We start from the raw sequence: 23416 nt of genomic DNA, 5'->3' as shown, positions 1-23416 counted from the left end.
GTCATTGTTACAGATGCGCTCAGCTTACCGCGCGTTTCGAACCGTTGCGGCGCAGGTTGGTCAACTCTTCCGCCACCAGGAACGCAAGTTCCAGCGACTGCGACGCGTTCAAGCGCGGATCGCAAGCGGTGTGGTAGCGGTCCGACAGGTCCTCTTCAGTCACGGCACGTACACCGCCGGTGCATTCGGTCACATCTAGCCCGGTCATTTCGAAATGCACGCCACCGGGGATGGTTCCCTCGGCCTGATGCACTCCGAAAAAGTCACGCACCTCGCGCAGAACAGAATCGAACGGGCGGGTTTTATAGCCCGTGGCCGATTTGATCGTATTTCCGTGCATCGGGTCGCAGACCCAGGTGACCTTGGCACCCTCTTCCTTGACCGCCTTGATCAGACGCGGCAGATGCTCGCCCGCCTTGCCCGCACCGAAGCGCGCGATCAGGGTCAGACGCCCCTCTTCGTTGTCGGGGTTCAGCTTGGACATCAGAACTTTGAGGTCCTCGGCCGTGGTGGTCGGGCCGCATTTCAGACCGATCGGATTCAGAACCCCGCGGCAGAACTCGACATGCGCGCCGTCGGGCTGACGGGTGCGGTCGCCGATCCAGATCATGTGACCAGAGCCAGCCAGCCAGTTGCCCGAGGTGGAATCCAGACGCGTTAGTGCCTCTTCGTATTCAAGCAGCAGCCCTTCGTGGCTGGTGTAGAATTCGACGGTCGAGAATTCATGGGTTGTTTCCGCAGTGATTCCAGCGGCTTCCATGAAGTCGATGGTGTCCTGAATGCGATCGGCAACCTCGGAATATTTCTGAACGTCCTGTTCATCCGCGAAACCCAAAGTCCAGGCATGCACGCGGCTCATATCCGCGAAGCCGCCGGTCGAGAACGCACGCAGCAGGTTCAGCGTCGCCGCCGCTTGCGTGTAGGCCTGCAACATCTTGTTGGGATTCGGAATCCGGGCTTCGGGCGTGAAGGCCAATTCGTTGATGATATCGCCGCGGTAGCTTGGCAGTTCCACACCATTCACGACTTCGGTCGGGGCACTGCGTGGTTTGGCAAATTGCCCGGCCATACGACCGACTTTGACCACTGGCACCTTGGCGCCATAAGTCAAAACCATCGCCATTTGCAGCATCACCTTGAACGTGTCACGGATCGCATCAGCGCTGAATTGTTCAAAGCTTTCAGCGCAATCCCCACCTTGCAGAAGGAAGGCCTCGCCGCGCCCGGCGGCACCCAGATGCTGTTTGAGACGCCGCGCCTCGCCGGCAAAGACCAGCGGGGGATACTTTGAAAGCTGAGCCTCGACCTTGGCCAGCGCGGCCGCGTCGGTATAATCTGGCATCTGAACCCGGGGCTTGTTGCGCCAGTTCGATTTTTGCCATTCGGTCATAGCTTTGATCTCCGCTGAAGTTTTCAGGTGGTCTCTATACAAAATGCAATGAAGAGTGACCATATCCCATTTGCGCCTCTTGACGACGTAAACAAGCTTTGATCATGGTGGCTGTCAAATCTGCTGCTGGATAATCAACTGACCAGCAGCGAAGTAAGGACATCTCGCCATGCAAGAGCAACGCCAAGTTGTCACGGTGGAAGACACTGCGGCCCCACCCCGGAATTTCGTGTTTGTCCTTTTGGACAAATTCTCGCTTCTGTCCTTTGCTTCGGCGCTTGACAGTCTGCGCATCGCCAACCGCATGGCGAACAGACAGCTTTACACCTGGAAGCTGATGGGAGAAGGCGGAGAGACGGTAACCTGCTCGGCCGGGACCGAGTTCAAGCTTGACAGTGATCTGGTAGAGCTGCAGCGAGACGACGTTGTTCTGATTTGCGGTGGTGTGGACGTTCAGGCGGCCACCAGCAAGCGCGTGCTGAACTGGCTGCGGCGCGAAGCCCGAAGGGGATTGCGGATCGGTGGCCTCTGCACTGCGGCCTATACTCTGGCAAAGGCCGGGTTGCTGGACAACAAGAAGGCAACGATCCATTGGGAGAACTCTGACAGTTTCATCGAGGAATTCGATGAGGTCGAACTGACCAAAGCCGTCTTTCAGATCGATGGCAGCCGCATGACGACTGCGGGCGGCACCTCGTCGATTGACCTGATGCTCAAGCTGATTGCAGATGACTATGGCGAGGATCTGGCCAACGCGGTGGCGGATCAGATGATCTATTCCTCGATTCGAACCGACCAGGACACGCAGCGCCTGTCAACTCCGACCCGAATCGGTGTGCGGCATCCGAAGTTGAGCCAGGTTATCCTGATGATGGAGAAAAACATCGAAGAGCCGATCTCGCCCTCGATCCTTGCCAAGGACGTGGGTATGTCAACCCGCCAGCTGGAGCGTCTGTTCCGCCGGTATCTCAGCCGTTCCCCCAAGCGCTATTACATGGAACTGCGCCTGCACAAGGCCCGCAACCTGCTGATGCAGACAGACATGAGCGTCATCAACGTGGCGCTGGCCTGTGGTTTCGCCTCGCCCAGCCATTTCTCGAAATGCTACCGGGCGCATTACAACACCACGCCCTATCGCGAGCGTGGTGCGCAAAGTGGAAGACTGTCAGTCTAAGGCTCAGCGTCAAAGCTCTTTGACGAAATAGTGCAAGTACGGTCGGAGCATGGGCTGATCTTTGTAGGTTGTTGTCTCGATCGGAGAGTCCAGTTCCACAAACCCGAGCTTGGGATACAAAGACCTCATTTCCACATTTGGGGTGAGTGTATCTGCGATTAACCGCTTCAGCCCCATAGCTCTGGCGGCTTGTTCTCGTGCTTGAATCAATGCGCGCCCGACTCCGGTACCCCGAGCGTCTTCGGTTACAAATACACGTTTCAACTCGCCGGTAGACTGATCAAACCGTTTCATCATTCCACACCCCACGATTTTGCCACCTCGGTTTCTTGCGACGATTAGGCATCCGTTCGGAGGCATGTAGTCATCCGTGTTCGCCCAGAATTCCTCAAGTGCGCTTTGCGGTGCGGAAGGATCCAATTCGAACCCCATACCCTGCATTCTTTGAGCGATAAGAGCATAATATTGCTCCAAAATAATATTCAGCTCGGTTCTTGGCGGGATACTTGTGCACAATTCAATGTCGAAATCACTCATTGATATCCCCTTAACCGTGTAACCTGTTGGACAGAGTGACTGCGACGATGGAAACGCGCAAACGGAATTGTAAAGTCTGCTGGCATGCCTTGTATGTCACTGTTTGACAGACATCCTGTAAACTGCGCCCTGCCCGACTGAAATGAACCAGATCGCCCCATCCGGGGCCTGCACGATGTCGCGGACCCGTTCGGTCTCGGGGCCCTTGATCTGCTCGACCTCGCGCAGCGGGTCTCCGGACAGCCGCGCGATATAGTCGAATTTCAGCGAGCCCACGAAAATGTCGCCCCGCCATTCAGGAAACATATCGCCGGAATAAACCATCAACCCCGACGGCGCGATCGACGGGTCCCAGTACAGGCGCGGCTGTTCCATACCGGGCTTGCTGGTGCCCTCGCCGATCTTCTCTCCGGAATAATGCGTGCCGTACGAGATGACCGGCCAGCCGAAATTGGCGCCGGGTTTGACAAGGTTCACCTCGTCACCGCCGCGCGCACCGTGTTCAGACACCCACAATCGGCCGCGCGCATCCAGATCGGCCCCCTGTGGGTTGCGGTGCCCATAGGTCCAGATTTCAGGTCGGATATCTGCCTTCCCGATGAAAGGATTGTCCGACGGCACCGAGCCGTCGCGGTTGATACGGATCACGGACCCTATGGCGTTCGAGCGATCTTGCGCCTGTGGCGCATCTCCTCGGTCTCCGATGGTTACAAAAAGCGTGCCGTCATTGGCTTCTACAACGCGCGAGCCGAAATGCCGCCCGCCTGATCCGCCGGGGGAAGCCTCGAAAATGACCCGCAGATTCGTCAGACGCGTGCCGTTCTTAGACAGGCGCGCGACGGTGACAGCCGTGCCTGCGCCACCTTTTTGCGGTTTTGAAAAGGTCAGAAAGACCTCGCGGCTTTGATTGAAATCGCGCGGGATCGTGATGTCCAGCAATCCGCCCTGCCCCGAAGCTGCAACCTTGGGAACGCCGGATATGGCTTTCGCCTCTCCGTCCTTAACATACAGCAGGTTTCCGTCCCGTTCGGTGACAAGAAAACTGCCGTCAGGCAGGATGCCTACGGCCCAGGGCGTATCCAGCCCGCCTGCCATTTCGACAAGTTCAATATTCCCGACCGAGGTCGACAACGCCTGTGCCAAGGCGCTTTGAGTGCAAAAAGTGAAGAACAGAATCGCGGCAGCTCTGAGCATGTTGACCCCTCTCCGGACAATCTTGGGCAAACCCTAACAAAACAGATAGATTTCCGATCGATAAAGGCACGATTGCGTTAGGACTTTTCTTTTCCGGGCAGCTTGCCTAGGTTCGTGGCCAGAACGAATACGTTCACAATAGGGAGTAACCATATGAAAAAGCTGCTTACAGCAACTGCAGCATCCGCTTTGCTGGCCGGTCCTGCGCTGGCCGAAGACATTACGCTTGGTGTTTTGTTCGGTTTCACCGGCCCAATTGAATCGCTGGCACCCGCAATGGGTTCGGGCGCTGAATTGGCGATGGCGGAAGTCACCGAATCCGGAAAACTGCTGGATGGATCCAAAGTGACCGCATCGCGCGCCGACACCGGCTGCATTGATAACGGTCTGGCCACTTCGAACGGCGAACGCATGATTGCCGACGGTGTTGCCGGCATCATAGGCGGCGATTGCTCGGGCGTGACCGGTGCGATCCTTCAGAACGTCGCGATTCCGAATGGCATGGTCATGATCTCACCCTCGGCGACCTCGCCGGGCCTGTCGACCATGGAAGACAACGGCCTGTTCTTCCGCACCGCGCCTTCAGATGCGCGCGAAGGCCAGGTGATGGCGGATATCCTGAAGGATCGCGGCATCAACTCGATCGCTCTGACCTATACCAACAACGACTACGGCAAGGGTCTGGCGGACGCGATCCAAACCTCTTTCGAGGCAGCAGGTGGTGAAGTGACCATCGTTGCAGCGCACGAGGATGGCAAGGCCGACTATTCGGCCGAAGTTGGTGCTCTGGCCTCGGCCGGTGGCGACATTCTGGTTGTTGCGGGCTATCTGGATCAGGGCGGTTTGGGCATCATCCAGTCGGCGCTGGACAGCGGTGCGTTTGACACCTTTGGCCTGCCCGGCGGCATGATCGGTGACTCGCTGCCGGCCAATGTCGGCCCCGACCTGAACGGTTCGTTCGGTCAGATCGCCGGTTCGGGCGGTGAAGGCGCCGAAAAGTATTTCGCCATGGCCGAGGCAGCAGGCTTCGACGGTTCGTCGCCCTATTCGCCCGAATCCTATGACGCTGCGGCTCTGTTCATGCTGGCCATGCAGGCTGCCGGATCGACCAATCCGGCCGACTATGGCGGCAAGATCATGGACGTTGCCAACGCTCCGGGCGAAAAGATCTATCCCGGCGAACTGGCCAAGGGTCTGGAATTGCTGGCAAACGGTCAGGACATCGACTATGTCGGTGCGTCCGGTGTTGAGCTGATCGGCCCCGGCGAAAGCGCGGGTTCCTATCGTGAGATCGAAGTGACCGACGGTGAAAACAAGACCGTCAACTTCCGTTGATTGATCGCCAAAAGCTATGAATGCAAGCAGCCCGGGCCTTGTGTCCGGGCTGTTTCAATGAAAAAAGACCGCACCCGGCAAACGGGGTCGAGACAACAGCGCCGAACAGGCGGCAAGGGGAAAAGATGATCGTCGTCGAGGACGTGCACAAGCATTTCGGCGGATTTCATGCGGTGGACGGGGCATCGCTGGAAATCCAGAAAGGGTCGATCACCGGCCTGATCGGGCCCAACGGGGCAGGAAAAACCACTCTGTTCAATGTGATCGCAGGTGTTCTGCCGCCGACCAGCGGCAAGGTGGTGATGGACGGCGAGGATATCACCGGTCTGCCCCCGCATGAACTGTTCCACAAGGGTCTGTTGCGCACGTTTCAGATTGCACATGAATTCCCGTCTATGACCTGCCGCGAAAACCTGATGATGGTGCCCGGCGCGCAATCAGGCGAGTCGCTGTGGAACACGTGGTTTGGCCGCAAGCGCATCGCTGATGAAGAACGCGCGTTGAAGGCCAAGGCCGATGAGGTGCTGGAGTTTCTGACGATTGAACATCTGGCCGATCACAAGGCGGGTCAGGTCTCGGGTGGTCAGAAAAAGCTGCTGGAGCTGGGCCGCACGATGATGGTGGATGCCAAGATCGTGTTTCTGGACGAGGTCGGCGCGGGTGTGAACCGCACCCTGTTGATGACCATTGCCGACACGATCCTGCGGCTGAACAAGGAACGCGGCTATACCTTCGTTGTCATCGAACATGACATGGATTTCATCGGCAAGATCTGTGATCCGGTCATCTGCATGGCTGAAGGCAAGGTTCTGGCCGAGGGTACCTTGGACGAGATCAAGGCGAACGAGCACGTGATCGAAGCCTATCTGGGCACCGGCCTGAAGAACAAAGACAAACTGGAGGCAGGCGCGTGAGCGACAACCCCTATCAGGATGACAAGGGCAACAAGGACGCTTCGATCACCAATCCGCACGGTGTCGGCACCATGACGCCGGCCCATCGCAAAAGTGGTGCGACGCATAAGGTCGAGGGCGGCCCTTTTCTGATCGGCGACACCATGACGGGTGGCTACGGCAAAGGGCCGGACATCCTGCATGATTGCACCATCGCGGTGGACAAGGGTGAAATCGCAGTCATCGTCGGCCCCAACGGTGCGGGAAAGTCTACGGCGATGAAAGCTGTGTTCGGGATGCTGGATGTCCGTTCAGGGTCTGTGCGTCTGGACGGCGAGGATATTACAAACCTCACCCCGCAGGATCGGGTCATGCGTGGCATGGGCTTTGTGCCGCAGACACAGAACATCTTTACCTCGATGACGGTGGAGGAAAACCTGGAAATGGGCGCCTTCATCCGTCGCGACGACATCGGCCAGACGATGGAGCAGGTCTATGACCTGTTCCCCATCCTCCGCGACAAGCGCAATCAGGCCGCCGGAGAACTGTCGGGCGGACAACGCCAACAGGTCGCCGTGGGCCGCGCCCTGATGACCCAGCCCAAGGTGCTGATGCTCGACGAGCCTACGGCAGGTGTTTCGCCGATCGTGATGGATGAACTTTTCGACCGGATCATCGAAGTGTCCCGCACCGGCCTGCCGATCCTGATGGTGGAACAGAACGCCCGCCAGGCCTTGGAGATTGCCGACAAGGGATATGTTCTGGTTCAGGGGCGCAATGCCTATACCGGAACGGGCAAGGAACTGCTGGCCGACCCCGAGGTGCGAAAGTCGTTTTTGGGCGGCTGATCGACGCTTTTCAATGGCAGATTTTCATGTGGGGCCAGTCGAGATTCTCGGCTGGTCCTTTTGCTTGATCGCAATGCGCAAAATTGAAGGCCAGAACATGGCAACCGGTGCTTCAAACCGAGGCTCAGGACATGAGAACCTTTATTAGGTATCTGAAAAATATCAATTAATCTCCTGCGGGCCGTTGCGGAAAAAAGACATTGAAAACGCGCCGAATGCCAATCTGCTGCTTTAATCAGGCCCAATTTCAAAAATATCGCTGCGCCCGAACACCTAAACCAATCCCCGAAACGCGCCCCGGTTGGGGACACAAGAATTGGAAGTCAAAATGAAAAAATGGATGATCGCCGCCCTGGCCGCACAACTGGCAACCGGTGCCGCCGCTCAGCAGCGCGAATTTGTGTGTACATCGGAAATTGATGGAACCGAGTATCGGTTGACGCGGTTCGAAGGTGCGCAAAAGGGATCGGTCAAATTCGGTGACACGACCGGGGACGCGCAGGTGTTTCCGGGGCTGAACAACTTGACGTTCATCCTGACGACCGAACAGCATGTCATGACGTTCTTCGTCAAAAGCCCGGATCTGTCCTACAACCTGTCCATCCGCCGCCCGGTTCTGCACAATGACCGCGGCCAATGCACGGAAACCGGTGCCTAGCCCCGCGATCTTTCACGATTTCGGACCGCGCCCCTCAGTGGGGCGCGGTCTTTTTCTTTGGGGAAGAACCAAGGGGCCTCTGCCAGCGTGTCCGAAGCCTGCCAAGCGGCATAAAAACATGCATAAAGCCCTAAAAATCATGTTCCAAATTGTTGTGTCTTTCGTCGGCGTCGTGCCATAAAGCCGCACCCGGACAGTGAGAAGAAATAATGGATCTACTCAACGCGCTTGTTGCGCTTGCGAATTTTGTGTTGGTGCCAGCGGTCGCTTATGGCAGCCAACTGGCATTGGGCGCGCTTGGCGTGACCCTGATCTACGGCATCCTGCGGTTTTCGAACTTTGCCCATGGTGACACCATGGCCTTTGGCGCGATGGTCGCTGTACTGGTCACATGGGGGTTGCAGGCCGCCGGAATCAGCTTTGGACCGTTGCCAACCGCCCTGCTTGCCCTGCCCTTTGCCATCCTGGGCTGTATCGTGCTGGTGCTGATCACCGACAGGCTGGTCTACAAATTCTACCGTGAACAAAAGGCAAAGCCCGTTATTCTGGTGATCGTCTCCATGGGCGTGATGTTCATCATGAACGGCCTTGTCCGGTTTATCATCGGGCCGGATGACCAACGGTTCTCGGATGGGGCTCGGTTCATTGTTTCGGCACGCGATTTCAAGGCGATGACCGGTCTGCGCGAGGGTCTGGCCATCAAGACGTCGCAAGGTATCACGGTGATCATGGCCGTTGTTGCCGTGGCGCTGCTGTTCTGGTTTCTGAACAAGACGCGCACGGGCAAGTCGATGCGGGCCTATTCGGACAACGAGGATCTGGCGCTGTTGTCAGGCATCAACCCGGAACGTGTGGTGATGATCACATGGATCATCGTTGCGGCACTGGCCACAACTGCTGGCGTTCTTTACGGGCTGGACAAAAGCTTCAAACCCTTCGTCTATTTCCAGCTTCTGCTGCCGATCTTTGCCTCGGCCATCGTGGGTGGTTTGGGCAATCCTCTGGGCGCCATCGCAGGCGGGTTTATCATCGCGTTTTCCGAAGTGACGATAACATACGCTTGGAAGAAGGTGCTGACCTATGTGTCGCCTGAAAGTCTGGCGCCGTCAGGTTTGGTCCAGCTCCTCTCGACCGATTACAAGTTCGCGGTCAGCTTTGTCATCCTGCTGATTGTGCTTCTGTTCAAGCCCACGGGACTTTTCAAGGGAAAGGCCGTATGACCGACTCTGTCAAAAACACGCTGCTGTTCGCAATTGTCGGCGGCCTGATCCTGTTGACCGGTTTCACGCAAAGCTGGAACACCGCGATCCTGATCCTGAATATGGGGCTGATTTCCGCCATCATGGCGATCGGTGTAAACCTGCAATGGGGTTTTGCCGGTCTGTTCAATGTGGGCGTGATGGGCTTTGTCGCCTTGGGCGGTCTGGCCGTCGTACTGGTTTCAACGCCGCCCACGCCCGGTGCTTGGGCTGCCGGAGGTTATGGCATCGTTCTGTCTTTGCTGCTGGGTGCCGCGACAGTGGTTGCCGCCGTTCTGGTGGCAACAAAGCTGCCGAAAGGCAGTGTGCAAACCCTGACGATCATCGCCGTTCTTGTCGTGGGCTTTTTTGTCTATCGCGCGGTGTTCGATCCCAGCATTGCGGCGGTCGAGGCCATCGACCCGGCAATTGCCGGCAATATCGGAGGTTTGAATCTGCCGGTTCTGCTGGCCTGGCCGGCGGGTGGTTTGCTGGCGGCGGGTGCTGCGTGGCTGATCGGTAAAACGGCGCTGGGCCTTCGCTCGGATTATCTGGCGATTGCCACATTGGGGATCGCCGAAATCATCATCGCCGTCATGAAAAACGAAGACTGGCTGGCCCGGGGCGTCAAGAATGTCTACGGCATTCCTCGCCCGTCCCCCGTTGTGGGCTACGAAGTGGATTTGCAGAACGACCCGGCCTTTCTGGCGCGGGCCGAATGGTTGGGGTTGGACCCCGTCACCGCGTCCACCCTCTCGGTCAAACTCGGCTATTCGCTGCTGTTCATGATAGTACTTCTGGTTCTGCTCTGGATGGCACAGATGGCGCTGAAAAGCCCGTGGGGCCGGATGATGCGCGCAATCCGTGACAATGAAGTGGCGGCTGAGGCCATGGGCAAGGATGTCACCCGTCGTCATCTGCAAATATTCGTACTGGGTTCGGCCGTTTGCGGTATCGCGGGTGCGATGATGACAACGCTGGACGGCCAGTTGACGCCAAGCGCGTATCAACCGCTGCGCTTTACCTTTCTGGTGTGGGTGATGGTGATCGTGGGTGGTTCGGGCAACAACTTCGGGGCCGTTCTGGGCGCATTCCTGATCTGGTTCCTGTGGGTTCAGGTTGAACCGATCGGCTTGTGGCTGATGAATGTCATTACCGCCGGCTTGCCGGACGGAAGTGCATTGAAAGCCCACCTGCTGGACAGCGCCGCACATATGCGCCTGTTCACGATGGGTCTGATCTTGTTGATTGTTCTCAGATTCAGCCCAAGAGGGCTGATCCCAGAGAAATAGATCACTTCCACCTTCAATAAGCGAAACCGCGCCTCTTATCCGGCGCGGTTTCTTGATTCTTAACGATTTTTTGAATAAACGGACACACCGCAGTGTTTTCTTTTTGCGGTATGTCGCCGGCACTCACATCCGTCTACGCCGATCTGTAACGATCATTTACACGTTTTGAAAAGAGTCAAAAATGAAAGCACCACGGTTCAAGACACTGCTTCTGTTTCCGGTTGTTGCCATCGTAACAACCGCCTGCATTCCCACACCGGAAGAACTTGAGACAACTCCCGTCAAGGTTCAAACGCCCAAAGGTGTCGTAACCTGTCAGCTATACCGTCACGACCGGGTGACCTGGGACCGGGCGATTGACTTCCCGGCTTCAAAAATGTCCGTGCCGGAGGCTGACGCCTACTGCCGTCAGGAAGGCCAGCGTCGTCTGAAGTAAACATTGCGGCGCCCGTGATGGGCGCCGTTCCGTCATCTGTTGCGGAACAATCCACCCAGAATACCACGAACGATCCGGCGTCCGGTCGTTCCTTTCAGTTCTTTGATAACCGCGTCGGTCATCGCCGATGCAAACGTGTCTTTCCTCCGTTGCACCCGGGACGAGGATCTGCCAACCCGGCTTCCTGAATATCTGCGAGCTGAAGAATACTCTCGTTCCATCGGTGATTGTGCCTCCAGCAATTCATCGGCCTCTGCCTGTTCAGCGGCCTTGGCGGCGGCCTCAGCCCGAGCCTGGAGGATTTCAAAGGCCGATTTTCGATCAATTTCATGATCATATTTCGACGCCATTGGCGAGGCATCGAGAATGGTCCGCCGCTGCGCATCAGATATGGGCCCCAACTGGGAACCCGGCGGACGAATCAATGTGCGCTCGACAATTCCGGGAACACCTTTTTTCTGCAGCATCGACGTGACAGCCTCACCAACGCCCACCTCACGAATTGCGGCTTCGGTGTCGAAGGCGGGGTTTTCGCGATAGGTTTCCGCCGCCAGACGCAGGTTCTTTCGGTCACGCGCCGTGAAGGCTCGCAAAGCGTGCTGAACGCGATTGCCCAACTGCCCCAGAATATCCTCGGGAATATCGGCGGGATTCTGGGTGATGAAATAGACTCCCACGCCTTTGGACCGGATCAGGCGCGCAACCTGTTCGACCTTGTCCACCAGCACTTTCGGAGCACCGTCAAACAACAGATGCGCTTCGTCGAAGAAGAACACCAGCTTGGGTTTGTCAGGATCACCGACTTCGGGAAGTTCCTCAAACAATTCGCTCAGCAGCCACAGCAGGAATGTCGCATAAAGCCGTGGCGCGGCCATCAGTTTGTCCGAAGCAAGGATGTTCACCATCCCCTGCCCGTTTTCATCGGTGCACATCAAATCGGACAGATCCAGCGCAGGTTCGCCAAACAGCTTTGTTCCGCCCTGATTTTCCAACACCAGCAATCGCCGCTGGATCGCGCCGATCGAGGATGTCGATACATTGCCATATCGCAATGAAAGCTGGGCCCGGTTCTCGCCGATCCAGACCAGCAGCGCCTGAAGGTCCTTGAGATCCAGAAGAGGCATTCCCTCTTCATCGGCCACGCGGAACGCGATGTTCAGGATGCCTTCCTGCGCTTCGCTCAATTCCATCAACCGGGACAGCAGCAAAGGGCCCATTTCAGTGACCGTCGTCCGCACCGGATGGCCTTGTTCGCCAAAAAGATCCCAGAACGTAACCGGGCAGGCGGAATAGGCAAAATCGTCGAACCCAATGCGTTTGGCACGATCCATAAATGCCTGATGCAGTTTATGCGCGTCGCTTCCGGGCAAAGCCAGGCCCGACAGATCGCCTTTGACATCGGACAAAAACACCGGAACTCCGGCTTGGGAAAAGCCTTCCGCGAGGATTTGCAACGTTACGGTCTTACCGGTCCCGGTGGCGCCGGCAATCAGCCCATGGCGGTTCGCATATTTCAGCGCCAGTTCCTGCGGCTGGCCATAGCCTTCGCCTCCGCCACCCAAAAATATATTCTTGCCCATTAACATTGCCTTATGTTTCACCGATCCGTGACCAGCATACAAAGTTAACCTTTGACTGCGATAGTCAATTTGCCCCGCGTTTGTTTTCCTCACGTGGGGCAGACTTCCTCCCTGTCGACTGGCCGTGCCTTCGGGCACGGCTTTTTTGCAGGTTCGAATTTGGTTTCAAAGTTCTGACCGTAATATTAAAATTTGAGGATAGCTGTTGACCCGTCTGCGCCCCTTTCGTAGGGTTTGCGCATAAATAAGTCGGCCAGTCCGACGGGGAGAACCTTTTGGAAAAGAGAGCTGGCTTATACAGCTCTCTTTTTCTGTCTCAGGGCAGTTGGTTTCTGGTGTTCTGGCAAGAATCCGTTCACGTTCAGACATGGCGTTCTGTTAGTGCCTGACACCAGTTCAGAAGAGTGTTAAACGAAGCAAAAAGCTCAAGCATCAAGTCGAGGCATTCATGATCAAGAAAATCCTCTCGCTAAGTACAGTGGCGGCAATTCTTCTATGTGGCGCAGGATATGCGCAGGACACAACGACATCCGAACCGGACAACGGTCTCGATTTGGGTCAGGAAGGCCCGCGCCCCGGAGAACAGTTCGTCAAGGAAAAGTTCGGCGACTGGGACTTGTCCTGCATCAAGGCGCAGCAAGGCGAAGACCCGTGCGCCATCGTCCAGATTCTGAAGGGCAACCAGGGTGACCCGATAGCTGAGGTGTCGATTGGAAGACTGCCCGAGGGCGGCGCGGCAGTTGCATGGGCGAATGTGATCGTTCCGTTGGAAACACTGCTGCAAGCTCAGCTCGCCCTGTCCATCGATGGTGCGCCCCGCAAGTTGTACAACTATCATCATTGCCTGCCTGTTGGCTGCGTCGCACAGCTGGGCCTAAGCCAAGGCGATATCGATGCAATGAAAGCTGGCACCAAGGCGATCTTCTCGCTGGTTCCGGCCCGCTTCCCTGATCAGGTACTGGAGATGGAGATGTCGTTGTCCGGCTTTACGTCCGGCTATGACACTCTGACCGTCAACGCGAACTGAGGGTGCGTTTACGATTGTGCCGCCGCACCGATTGCGGCGGCGCTTCGCTGATTAAATTCGCTTCAACGCCAAAACCGCATTTAGCCCGCCGAAAGCAAACGCATTGCTGAGCGCGACGTCAACTTTGGCTTCCCGAGCCTCGTTCGGCACAACATCAAGCGCGCATTCCGGATCGGGTTCCTCGTATCCGATGGTGGGTGCAATCACACCGTCCCGCAGCGCCATGATACATGCCAAGAGTTCCACCGCGCCGGTTCCACCAATCAGGTGACCATGCATGGATTTGGTCGACGATATCATCAGGTCGTCAGCATGGGGCCCAAAAACATCCGCAACGGCGGCGCATTCGGTTTTGTCATTCGCGGCCGTCCCGGTGCCGTGTGCGTTGATATAGCCCACATCGCTTGCATTCAATCTGGCGTCGGCCAAGGCACCTGACATGGCCCTTGAAGCCCCTTGCTTGCTGGGCATCACGATATCGGCCGCATCCGACGACATGGCAAAACCAACGACTTCGCACATGATCTCGGCGCCACGGGCGCGGGCGTGCTCGTACTCCTCGAAAACAAAGATACCGGCCCCTTCGCCCTGTACCATTCCGTTGCGGTTGGCGCTGAACGGTCGGCACGCATCCTTGGACATGACGCGCAACCCTTCCCAGGCCTTGACGCCTCCAAAGCACAACATGGATTCAGATCCGCCAGTGATCATGACCGGGGCCATGCCGCTTCGGACCATCTGAAAGGCCTGAGCCATGGCATGGTTCGACGACGCGCAGGCGGTCGACACGGTGAAGCTGGGGCCTTTGAGATTGTGTTCCATAGAAACATGGCTGGCCGCCGCATTGTTCATGAGTTTGGGAACAACAAACGGGTGTACCCGGTTCTTTCCGTCCTCATAAACCGAGCGATAATTGTCATCCCAGGTCGATACGCCACCGCCGGCGGTCCCCAAAACAACACCTGATTTTGCGGCCAACTCTCCGTGAAACTCGATGCCGGACTGATCGATGGCCTCTTTGGCGGCGGTCAGAGTGAACTGAGTGAACCGGTCATACAACGACATCTGCTGACGGTTGAACCGACCTTCAGCCTCAAAGCCGCGAACCTGCCCGCCGATTTTGATGGCCAACCGATCAACATCCCGAAATTCCAGTTCCGAGATGCCGCAACGGCCTTCGCGCATGGCTTCCAGGGTGTCAGGAACCGAATGGCCCAGTGAATTGATCGTACCTGCGCCGGTAATGACAACACGTTTCATGAGCGTCAGTCAGACCTTTTCCGACACGAGCTTTTCGATCCCGGCAATGATCGCAGCGACATTGGATATGTCAAAATCGTTGGCCTCGGGTTCGTTGGCGTTGAACGGAATTGAAATGTCGAACTCTTCCTCGATGGCGAAAATACTTTCGACCAGACCAAGGCTGTCGATTCCCAGATCTTCCAGCGTGCTTTCGGGCGTCACATCCGATGGCTCCAGCACGGCCTGCTCTGCAATGATTGCGATGACGCGGTCGCTGATGCTCATGTCGATCCCCTGATTTTCAGTTTGACGATGATTTAATCGCTTGGGGTCTGTTTGAAAACAGCCTTTTTCAGTGCCTCAACGTCGCGTGCCATTCGGGGCAGTCGCCGCTGCGCCTTGTAGACATCGGTATGGGTCTCCATTTTGATGCCCGGATACCCCATTATGACGCGCCCGGCGGGCACATTTGACAGAATCTTCGTGCCCCCACCCGAAATGACGCCGTCCCCTATGAAGATATTGTCGACCACTCCGGTCTGGCCACCCAGAACAACGTTGTTGCCGATCTCGACCGAGCCGGACACACCCGTCTGACCGCACAACAGACAATCCCGCCCGACGCGGGTGTTGTGCCCGACATGGACAAGATTATCCAGCTTGGTGCCGTTACCGATCCGCGTGTTGCGGATGGTTCCATTATCGACGGTGCAATTGGCGCCAACCTCGACATCGTCACCGATCTCAACCGCGCCCAAAGAGTGAATACGAAGCCAGCTTTGCGCCTTGGCGTCCCCTTGATCACCCAACGTTTCGCGGGCGCGCTCAGCGCCAGAGACCTCGGGCGTTACGAAACTGAACCCGTCGCCGCCAATCCTTGCACCGGGTTGCGCGATGAATCGATCCCCGATTTGTGCGCGCGCGCCAATACTAACCATTTCGCGCAACAGGGCCTGTTCGCCAAGAATGGCGTCCATTCCCACCACGCAGTGTGCACCGATGACCGAGCCCGAACCTATTCGCGCCCGAGCACCAACAACAGTCAGAGGTCCTATCGCCACATCTGGTCCAATTTCGGCCGTTGGATCGATCACTGCGGAAGGGTGAATGCCCGGTTCAATCCCTTGCCCGCGATCCAGCATTGCGGTGATCCCCGCCATCGCCATGCGCGGACGCTTCACGAAAATGGCCGCTCGCAACCCCATGGCCTGCCAATCCGCGCCTTCCCACAGAACGGCGGCGCGCGCGTCCCCTTTCGAAAGCGCTTCGGCGAATTTCGGTGACATGGCCATGGCCAGATCTGTTGGTCCGGCATCGCCCGGCTCGGCCGCCCGCACGATCGTCAGGCCACCATCGCCTTGGCATTCGGCACCCAAAGCGTCGGCGATTTGCTGAATGGTAAACTGCATCTCGGGCTTCCTTTTGGCAGGATTTGCCCTGTGCTTAACCCTGAACGTCCGGCAGGGCCACCCCTGCCTTTTGTAGGGCCTCCCAAATCTTGCGGTCCCGGCCATAGACATCGCGGCGATACTGCACCTCGCCTTTTGGACCGACATATGCCGTTCGATAGATCAGGTGGACCGGAACTTTTTGCTCCAAATCGACCTTGGTTTCCTTTCCTGTGTTCAGAACACGATGAAAGAATGCTTTGGGGTCCTCTTCCTGTTTGGCCAGCAATGCATAAGCAAACTCGAAAGGCTGAGCCAGTCGGATGCAGCCGTGCGAGAACGCCCGCACCTCACGCGCGAACAGGCTTTTCTGAGGCGTATCATGCAGATAGATATTGTACTTGTTGGGGAACATGAACTTGACCAGCCCCAAAGCATTGCTTTTGCTGGGCGGCTGGCGCATCGCAAAAGGAAAGCTTCGCGCGGTGAACTGATTGAAATCAACCGCCCCGCGATTGACCTGCCGCCCCCTGCTGTCCGTGATCTGGATATGACCGACCGCGTTGGGGTTGGCTTTCAGCTTCGGCAGGTATTCCTTGGTGATGATCGAGCGCGGAACATACCAGCTGGGGTTTATCACCATATGTTCCATCACATCCGAGAACTCTGGGCTGCGGCGATCATGCGTGTTCTTGCCGATCACCGCACGGGTTTCAAACGTGACTTGCCCGTCATCCACGATCTTTGCCGAAAAATCTGTCTGGTTGACAAGAATATGACGCGCGCCGCGTTCCCGAGGCAACCAGCGTTCCCGTTCCAGAGCGACATAAACAGCCTTGAGCCGGTCCACGGCCGGGCGATTCAACTCGGCAATCGTGCCCTTACCTGCAACGCCATCGGGTTCCAATCCATGCGCGATTTGAAAGGCCCTGACACCTTCCAGCAGCACGGCGTCGAAAGACGGGCTGGCCGATGGTTTCATGTAGCCCATCAACACCAGCCGATTGCGAAGCTTCACGACATTGGGCCCGGTATCACCGTATTCTAGCTTGGTTTCCGGGACAGTTGCCCCCCAACCGCCTTGATCTACCAAATCCTGTAGCGCCAGTTTCTGCTTCATAAGAGCCCGGTACTGAAGGGTTTGAGGAGCCAATTGCGCAAAATACGCGGCGCCATGTGTGTTCAGGGCGTTCAGATGCTCGGCCGCGCTGCGACGATCCACCGACCGAACAAGTCCGTCGTCGATGTTTCCGGGCCGAAGAAAACCCGAGTACAATGCGTCGGCAAACTCTACGAAAACCCTGCTCAGTTCAGCCTCAACGGCGCCAAGGTCGCGTGTCGAGCGTGCATCCTGCATTTTCTGAATCAAGGATGAAACAGTGGCATCAGCCTGCGGCAGACCGTGCAGATGCGCATGTGACAGTGCCTGGATCAATGCGGCCCGGCGTTGCATATGCTCATCGGATTCACCCACCCAAATCGGCGAAAACCCGTTTGTCCGGTAAAACTCTGCGATCTGCGAGTCCCGTGGGGTATGTTCTGCAACGGCCATCTGAAACGCCGTGTTGTGCGCAGGTTCAGAAGTGGTGTTTGCCATACTGGCAGTGGCCGCAAAACAGGCGGCAAGCAGGATACTGGTACGGGTTCGGAAAACAGAAAGCATTGGATGGCCTTAGAATCAATGGCTTGGTTGGTGATACGTGCGTCGAACAACTATGAGTTTGACTGCGCAGACTTGTCTATTCACAAATTCCTTACCGAATTGCTTCTATTGTCGCCTGATGCGCGTTTGCATCGGCCCGGTGATGCGCAGTTCACACCTGCAACTATTCTGCGCTCGGCTGTGACATTTGCGCAAAAATCTGCCGAAAATTCCCCCTTGAAAAGGTGACTATGAAACACTTCTTGGCCGTCGAATCCGATTGTGTCATAAATTCCGCATCTGGGATGGGAAAAAATTAAGACAGCGCGCGTAACATCGTGCGCAGGCAGGAACAGTACGGGACGAACCAAAATGACCAAGAGCAGTTCCTCGGGCTTGACCCGACGTGCCCTATTGGGTGCGTTTGCAGCAACAGCAGTCGCAGCAGCACCCACCTACTCCAAAGCAGCAGGCTTTTTGCGCGGCGGCGGCGATATCCGTCGCATTCGCATGTATTCCGGTCGCACGGGCGAACGGTTGGACATGATTTATTGGGTCGATGGTAAATATATCAAGGACGCTGTCAAAGAAGTGAACCATTTCATGCGCGATTGGCGTACGGATCACGTTAAGTCCATCGATTTACGCACGATTGATATCATGGCGGCATCACACAACCTTCTGGATGTCAACGAACCTTACATGTTGCTGTCGGGCTATCGCTCCCCCCAGACCAACGCCATGCTCCGCGCCCGCTCTCGCGGCGTCGCCCGGAAGTCGCTTCATATGAAGGGACAAGCGGCAGACCTGCGCCTGTCTTCCCGCTCCGTCTCGCAGATGGCTAAGGCTGCTATGTCATGCCGGGCCGGCGGTGTCGGTCAATATTACAGGTCCAATTTCGTGCATATGGACTGCGGTGTCGTCCGCACCTGGCGCGGGTAAGACAGCGACTTCACGCTCTCCGCTTATATGACAGGGGTTTGACTGGGGCGGCCAGTTACATCCCCGCGTCTCCCCCTCCGCCACCGGCATCACCGCCTCCGGTGTCATTGCTGGATGCTGTCGCCGCAGTGGAATTGCTGGTCTCACGAGACTTTTCATCACCGACGTCAGTGGGAACACTGGAACCGGAAGCATTGTCGCTTTCTGAATCATCATCGCTTTCGAGTTCTTCATCATCGGTCAGCTTTCCAAGGATAAACGCCAGAATTACGGCGACCACGATCCATCCTAAAACGCTTGAAGCCGAAACCCCGGTAATCGCGCTACCCAATAGTGCTACAATCACGACAACGATTATCAGCTTCTTATTTGAAGAGATGACTTTCACATTCCTTCCTCCATTTGAGCTGACGCGCGCCAGCCTCGTTCGGAAAGTGTACATCAAAAAAAACACTGCTTGAGGGGTTAAGCCTCAAAATGATTGTCAGGATTAATAGGGCGGTGGCAGGCGGGCGAAAAACGAAGGCGTGCAGACACTGTCCATGGCCCGAAAGGGTATTCGCGTTGAAAATATCCCGAGAGGGGATCAGCCAGGACACCTTTCGTAGTTTCAACAGCAGATGCGGGTTGGAACTGTTGGAAGCAAAGATGCTTCGGGCGCTGGAAACCGAGAACGCGAAAGCAAAAGAATTCCTGGCCGGTCAGATGTTGAATGACGCTATTCTGCGGCATATCCTCGGACCAGCGCAGGACCCTTGTCCTTCATTAGCGACGGCCATGTGGCCCGCGAACTTCTGCCAATTCGGCGCAGAAGTTCCTGTTTTGCCAAAAAGCCTTAGAAATATGGCGATGGTGGCGCGCTCTGTAGGAGAATGTTCGAACTCTCTGTTCGACGTTCTTGAAGAGTGGGAGCGCCATCTCCGCGCAATTGAAAACTCCAACACCGTAACTCAGGACAACGATCCGGGGTGCGGTGATGAGCATTTCGGAACGTGGTTTCAATGCGGTAGCAGCCGCCTCCCCCAAGAAACGGGATGCCCCCTTCTCGCTGCATCTGAGCTTCGAGGAAAAGACCGCGCTCAAAAACATGGCAGCGGGCGAGCCTCTTGGCGCGTATATCAAGGCTGTGCTCTTCGATGAGGCGCGAACTGGTGTGCGCCGCAGCAAAACGCCTGCCTGCGATGGACAAGCTGTTGGCCGTGCTCTGGGTGAACTTGGCAAGAGCCGCCTTTCGCAGAACCTGAACCAGCTTGCCAGAGCGGTGAACATGGGCGCTCTGCCTGTGACCCCCGAAACCGAAGCCGAGATTCAAGATGCTTGCCGCGCTGTTAAAGACATGCGCGATGCGTTGATGGATGCCCTCAAGGATGGAGGCGCGCCATGATTCTCAAAGCCAAAGAACGCGGCAATGCACGCCAACTCGCAAGCTATCTGCTTTCGATGCGGGATAACGAACATGTCGAGCTGTATGATCTGCGCGGGTTCGTCAGCGATGATCTGAATGAGGCCTTCGAAGAGCTGGATGCCATCGCAGGTCAAACCAAGTGCAAAAAGCATCTATTCTCCATGAGTCTGAATCCGCCCGAAGGCGCACAAGTCAGCCGCGAAGATTTCGAGCGGGCTATCGGTCAAATCGAGCGTAAGCTCGAACTGGGCGATCACGCCCGTGCCCTGGTTTTCCATGAGAAGGACGGACGGCGACACGCACACGCCGTCTGGAGCCGCATCGACACCGATGAGATGCGAGCGAAGAACATGAGTTTCTACAAGCAGAAGCTTATGGATGTGTCTCGCGATCTGTACCTTCAGCACGGATGGGACATGCCCAAGGGCATGATCGACCGTTCCATGCGCAATCCGTTGAACTATTCGCGGAGCGAATGGCAACAAGCGCAGCGCTCCAAGCAAGACCCCAAGCTTATTAAGGCGGCTATTCAGGAGTGCTGGAAGAGCTCTGACGGCACCGATGCTCTGAAGGCTGCTCTCGAAGAAAAAGGCTTCTTTCTTGCGCAAGGTGATCGGCGCGGCGTGGTTGCGGTCGATGTGCGCGGCGAGATTTTCTCGCTTTCACGTTGGTCGGGCGTGAAGGCCAAGGACGTGCGCGAGCGCATCCCCGATGCCGACTTTCTGCCATCTGTGCAGGAGACAAAGACGCATATCGCCAGCCGCATGACCGATAAGCTCAAGACCTACATTCGGGAGGTCGATGACGGCTACAAACGCGCCTCGCCTGCTATTGAGCATAAGCGCCAGCAAATGAAGGCGCGACATGGCGCAGAGCGCAATGCTGAATATTCACGTATTGCCGCGCGCGAAAAGCGCGAGCAATTGGTGCGTACGGCACGTCTGCCGAAAGGATTCAGCGGCATTTGGAGCCGCCTCACGGGCAAGCTTTCCAAGATCAAGGATCAGAACGAAATGGAGGCGCTGCGCTCATGGCAGCGTGACCGCGCCGAGAAAGATGCACTTGTGGCGCGTCAGCTTGATGAGCGCCAGCGCCTGCAAGACGCTGTTCGAAAGATGCGCGAGACCCGCGCTCAAGAAATCATGCAAATCCGCAAGGAGATTGCGGCCTACGTCGCCATGAAGCGAGGCGATGTCCCCAGCCTCGCCAAACGCAACCAGAGCGAAGAGCAAGCCAAGACGAAGATGCGCGAGCGCTCCCGCCAGGGCGGAAACCGTCAGCGCCAGCGGCAACGCGAACGCACCCGAGGGCGCGGCAATGATCGGAGCCGAGAGTTTTAACCCAAACGATAAGGAGGTCGCCCATGCGACAAGAACTACGACAAACCTTCATGCTGAATCTAGATGAGAAACACGCTCATCTTCTCAATGATTTGCGCGAGCATTTCAGGTTGAAGGCGGAAGATACCCTCCGCCTCACAATCAGGCTGGCTCATGCACGCTTGAAAAAGCCCGATGTACTTGTGCCGAAATTCAAGCCATCGGCGCACCGCGAAGATTGGTATGATGATGACGACAATGGCCCACTCTAGATCAAGTAGTGCTAGGCATTTGAAAAAACAGCAAAATATGCCGAAAATTTGCTCTGTTTTCTCCAAAGTTATATAATTATTCTTTGGAGAATTGTAATGAGTGACAGTGATTTTGAAGGTGTAACGGATTTAGACTTGATAGCCGAAGAATTTGATATTCCGGTTCTGCCACAGCTGGTTGAGAATAATGAGAAGGTGGCGATTAATACCGCACACCTAACCGGATGGATTGATGAAGGCGGCGAACGCTTTTTTGTTCTGCCTTGTTTGGATTTCATTCCTCTTGAAAATGGAAGTGGTTTTCAAATCAGACAGATTCACGCTGAAGTCGATACCAACGGAAATACAGTGGCGACAGTGAGCACCTTCTACAAAGGCGACGAAGAAGGGGAATATCGCGCCATACTCGATGACGAAGGGTGCGTCTTGGAAGAGAAAGTCATACTTTCCAAAGATGAAGCAAGTGAAGAACTTCCCGAGTTCCCACCGCGAAAATCTATATTTACCTATACTTTTCAATAGCTTGATCTAGACTAGCGCACAATGAGCCAGTCCAGATCGAAGAAAGCGCCGCGTGTTTCTGCGGCGCTTTTTTCTAGAGCGCATCAAATAAGTCGGCTTATTTGAGCATCTCACTATCCTTCTTCGGCAGAAATATTGCTTTCGGTCCGACAAGAACGCAGCCTTGTTTTCCATGACGGACACGCATGCCGTGATAAAAGCCCTCGGGTTTGATACGTTGTTCGTTGGGCACATTGCAACTTCACTGTAGGTCGTAAGTACGCCATCAAAGAAGCGCTCAGGCATGAGCTGATAAGCTTCGGCGGATTTTCCATCGCCTTGGTAGTGAGTGCCAGTGCAGACCCAAAGTGAATTCTGCCAGACAAACGGTTTCCGTACTTTTCCTTCCAGACCGATCTTGTCGGCGCTGTAGGATGCCGCGATATCGCCTTCGCCGACACAGCGATCCCGCGTATGGCACCATGTTCCAGAAGCAAGGCGTGAAGGATCGACGCGGTACTCCTTGGGCTCGATGGGGGCGCTCATGAACGCCCCGCGTCGTTTGATGTTTCGGGGGCATCTTCCAGCGGGAGACGAAGGACGATGCGGCCATTGATCGGGCAGGTTTCGAGTTGGATTGTGTAGCCTCGCCCGTCTTTGTGCTGCCAAGGGGCTCCGACTTTGTTCCAGTAAGATTTTTCGCCTTTCTGCGTGACGTGCCACGCCAGATAGTCAGGCGCGTTCAGGTTCAGACTTTGGTTCGTGTTTTCGCGTGCCATGGTTTTCTCCTTTGCTTCTAAGTTGGCTTGCTAACGCCCTCCCGTTCGGACGAAGGCAAAGGATCAGGGTTCATGTTCAACACGGCTGGCGAAGCCAGGTGGTGCGGGCAGGACATTGAAGACTGAGCCGCATTCGGTCAGGGATTTTGGGGCAATCAGCGCAAGCCACTTCGATGCGAAGGGGACCAGACAGCCAAGAAATGAGCGGCCAGACCTGACTTGGCCGCGCTCGTTAGAGCGTGCCGATCTATGCCCGACTTCGACAATCCACATCTAAAGTAAAGCGACGCTGGCATCACTCGCGGGCGGGCAAACACCTCCGAA

Annotated in this window: 25 protein-coding genes; 14 read left to right on the top strand and 11 right to left on the bottom strand. The window is 56.3% G+C overall.

Annotated features, from left to right (window positions below):
• Positions 1-19: 19 nt before the first annotated feature.
• Positions 20-1390, bottom strand: a complete 1371-nt coding sequence (locus GOW31_RS04405; protein ID WP_171115908.1) for a class II 3-deoxy-7-phosphoheptulonate synthase — start codon at positions 1388-1390, stop codon at positions 20-22.
• A gap of 169 nt (positions 1391-1559) precedes the next feature.
• On the opposite strand from GOW31_RS04405, the gene GOW31_RS04400 reads away from it, so the two are divergent.
• Positions 1560-2564, top strand: coding sequence for a GlxA family transcriptional regulator (locus tag GOW31_RS04400; RefSeq protein WP_171168156.1), 1005 nt, complete (start codon positions 1560-1562; stop codon positions 2562-2564).
• Between the two features lie 9 nt (positions 2565-2573).
• Here the strand turns inward: GOW31_RS04400 and GOW31_RS04395 are convergent, their stop codons facing one another.
• Both GOW31_RS04395 and GOW31_RS04390 read right to left on the bottom strand, forming a co-directional pair.
• Complete coding sequence (locus GOW31_RS04395; RefSeq protein WP_171115904.1) at positions 2574-3101, bottom strand: GNAT family N-acetyltransferase; 528 nt, start codon at positions 3099-3101, stop codon at positions 2574-2576.
• 96 nt (positions 3102-3197) lie between these two features.
• The gene (locus GOW31_RS04390) at positions 3198-4295 is read right to left on the bottom strand and encodes a PQQ-dependent sugar dehydrogenase (protein ID WP_171168154.1); all 1098 of its coding nucleotides are present in this window, start codon (positions 4293-4295) and stop codon (positions 3198-3200) included.
• Between the two features lie 153 nt (positions 4296-4448).
• Here GOW31_RS04390 and GOW31_RS04385 point away from each other — a divergent pair, with 153 nt between their 5' ends.
• The 7 genes from GOW31_RS04385 (at position 4449) to GOW31_RS04355 (ending at position 10995) form a co-directional block, all read left to right on the top strand.
• On the top strand, positions 4449-5630 hold the full coding sequence (locus GOW31_RS04385) for an ABC transporter substrate-binding protein (protein ID WP_152457993.1): 1182 nt from the start codon (positions 4449-4451) through the stop codon (positions 5628-5630).
• A 125-nt stretch (positions 5631-5755) separates the two neighbouring features.
• Entirely contained in the window at positions 5756-6544 is a 789-nt protein-coding gene (locus GOW31_RS04380) for an ABC transporter ATP-binding protein (RefSeq protein ID WP_152457994.1), read from the top strand.
• On the top strand, positions 6541-7371 hold the full coding sequence (locus GOW31_RS04375; protein ID WP_171168152.1) for an ABC transporter ATP-binding protein: 831 nt from the start codon (positions 6541-6543) through the stop codon (positions 7369-7371). Before GOW31_RS04380 ends, GOW31_RS04375 begins: the two co-directional genes overlap by 4 nt.
• A 328-nt stretch (positions 7372-7699) precedes the next feature.
• Positions 7700-8029 (top strand): hypothetical protein, encoded by a 330-nt coding sequence (locus GOW31_RS04370; protein ID WP_171168150.1) that lies wholly within the window; start codon positions 7700-7702, stop codon positions 8027-8029.
• A 209-nt stretch (positions 8030-8238) separates the two neighbouring features.
• Positions 8239-9249 (top strand): branched-chain amino acid ABC transporter permease, encoded by a 1011-nt coding sequence (locus GOW31_RS04365; protein WP_171168148.1) that lies wholly within the window; start codon positions 8239-8241, stop codon positions 9247-9249.
• Entirely contained in the window at positions 9246-10559 is a 1314-nt protein-coding gene (locus tag GOW31_RS04360; protein ID WP_171168146.1) for a branched-chain amino acid ABC transporter permease, read from the top strand. The genes GOW31_RS04365 and GOW31_RS04360 overlap by 4 nt, the downstream gene beginning before the upstream one ends.
• Positions 10560-10740: 181 nt before the next feature.
• Positions 10741-10995 carry a hypothetical protein gene (locus GOW31_RS04355; RefSeq protein WP_171115893.1) on the top strand — a complete coding sequence of 85 codons (255 nt, stop codon included), beginning with the start codon at positions 10741-10743 and terminating at the stop codon, positions 10993-10995.
• Between the two features lie 32 nt (positions 10996-11027).
• On the opposite strand, the gene GOW31_RS04350 is transcribed toward GOW31_RS04355, so the two are convergent.
• Positions 11028-12575 (bottom strand): helicase HerA-like domain-containing protein, encoded by a 1548-nt coding sequence (locus GOW31_RS04350; RefSeq protein ID WP_171168144.1) that lies wholly within the window; start codon positions 12573-12575, stop codon positions 11028-11030.
• A 448-nt stretch (positions 12576-13023) separates the two neighbouring features.
• Between GOW31_RS04350 and GOW31_RS04345 the strand changes: the two genes are divergently transcribed.
• Positions 13024-13602 carry an invasion associated locus B family protein gene (locus GOW31_RS04345; RefSeq protein WP_171115889.1) on the top strand — a complete coding sequence of 193 codons (579 nt, stop codon included), beginning with the start codon at positions 13024-13026 and terminating at the stop codon, positions 13600-13602.
• 51 nt (positions 13603-13653) lie between these two features.
• Here the strand turns inward: GOW31_RS04345 and GOW31_RS04340 are convergent, their stop codons facing one another.
• From GOW31_RS04340 to GOW31_RS04325, 4 genes are read right to left on the bottom strand one after another with little or no spacing between them, the layout of a single operon-like run.
• On the bottom strand, positions 13654-14862 hold the full coding sequence (locus tag GOW31_RS04340) for a beta-ketoacyl synthase (protein WP_152458002.1): 1209 nt from the start codon (positions 14860-14862) through the stop codon (positions 13654-13656).
• Between the two features lie 9 nt (positions 14863-14871).
• Positions 14872-15129 (bottom strand): acyl carrier protein, encoded by a 258-nt coding sequence (locus tag GOW31_RS04335; RefSeq protein ID WP_152458003.1) that lies wholly within the window; start codon positions 15127-15129, stop codon positions 14872-14874.
• A 32-nt stretch (positions 15130-15161) separates the two neighbouring features.
• The gene (gene lpxD, locus GOW31_RS04330) at positions 15162-16253 is read right to left on the bottom strand and encodes a UDP-3-O-(3-hydroxymyristoyl)glucosamine N-acyltransferase (protein WP_171168141.1); all 1092 of its coding nucleotides are present in this window, start codon (positions 16251-16253) and stop codon (positions 15162-15164) included.
• A gap of 34 nt (positions 16254-16287) precedes the next feature.
• A complete protein-coding gene (locus tag GOW31_RS04325; RefSeq protein ID WP_171168139.1) occupies positions 16288-17895 on the bottom strand; it encodes a L,D-transpeptidase family protein in 1608 nt (535 codons plus the stop codon).
• 351 nt (positions 17896-18246) lie between these two features.
• Between GOW31_RS04325 and GOW31_RS04320 the strand changes: the two genes are divergently transcribed.
• Entirely contained in the window at positions 18247-18816 is a 570-nt protein-coding gene (locus tag GOW31_RS04320; RefSeq protein ID WP_171168137.1) for a DUF882 domain-containing protein, read from the top strand.
• 55 nt (positions 18817-18871) lie between these two features.
• Here GOW31_RS04320 and GOW31_RS04315 read toward each other — a convergent pair whose 3' ends face one another.
• Positions 18872-19204: a hypothetical protein gene (locus GOW31_RS04315; RefSeq protein ID WP_171168135.1), complete on the bottom strand. Its 333-nt coding sequence runs from the start codon at positions 19202-19204 to the stop codon at positions 18872-18874.
• Positions 19205-19792: 588 nt separating this feature from the next.
• On the opposite strand from GOW31_RS04315, the gene GOW31_RS04310 reads away from it, so the two are divergent.
• The 4 genes from GOW31_RS04310 to GOW31_RS04295 all read left to right on the top strand — a co-directional run bounded on the left by GOW31_RS04310 (position 19793) and on the right by GOW31_RS04295 (position 22334).
• Positions 19793-20200, top strand: coding sequence for a hypothetical protein (locus tag GOW31_RS04310; protein WP_217356609.1), 408 nt, complete (start codon positions 19793-19795; stop codon positions 20198-20200).
• Positions 20197-21561, top strand: coding sequence for a relaxase/mobilization nuclease domain-containing protein (locus GOW31_RS04305; RefSeq protein ID WP_174834726.1), 1365 nt, complete (start codon positions 20197-20199; stop codon positions 21559-21561). Before GOW31_RS04310 ends, GOW31_RS04305 begins: the two co-directional genes overlap by 4 nt.
• Positions 21562-21584: 23 nt before the next feature.
• Positions 21585-21812 (top strand): hypothetical protein, encoded by a 228-nt coding sequence (locus GOW31_RS04300; RefSeq protein WP_171168133.1) that lies wholly within the window; start codon positions 21585-21587, stop codon positions 21810-21812.
• A 96-nt stretch (positions 21813-21908) separates the two neighbouring features.
• Positions 21909-22334, top strand: a complete 426-nt coding sequence (locus GOW31_RS04295) for a hypothetical protein (protein ID WP_171168131.1) — start codon at positions 21909-21911, stop codon at positions 22332-22334.
• A 6-nt stretch (positions 22335-22340) separates the two neighbouring features.
• On the opposite strand, the gene GOW31_RS04290 is transcribed toward GOW31_RS04295, so the two are convergent.
• Both GOW31_RS04290 and GOW31_RS04285 read right to left on the bottom strand, forming a co-directional pair.
• The gene (locus GOW31_RS04290; RefSeq protein ID WP_171168129.1) at positions 22341-22859 is read right to left on the bottom strand and encodes a hypothetical protein; all 519 of its coding nucleotides are present in this window, start codon (positions 22857-22859) and stop codon (positions 22341-22343) included.
• Positions 22856-23092: a hypothetical protein gene (locus GOW31_RS04285; protein ID WP_171168127.1), complete on the bottom strand. Its 237-nt coding sequence runs from the start codon at positions 23090-23092 to the stop codon at positions 22856-22858. The genes GOW31_RS04290 and GOW31_RS04285 overlap by 4 nt, the downstream gene beginning before the upstream one ends.
• Between the last annotated feature and the right edge of the window lie 324 nt (positions 23093-23416).

This window comes from Ruegeria sp. HKCCA0370 (assembly GCF_013033705.1).
GTDB lineage: Bacteria > Pseudomonadota > Alphaproteobacteria > Rhodobacterales > Rhodobacteraceae > Ruegeria.
This window is presented reverse-complemented; position numbering and strand designations above follow the sequence as displayed.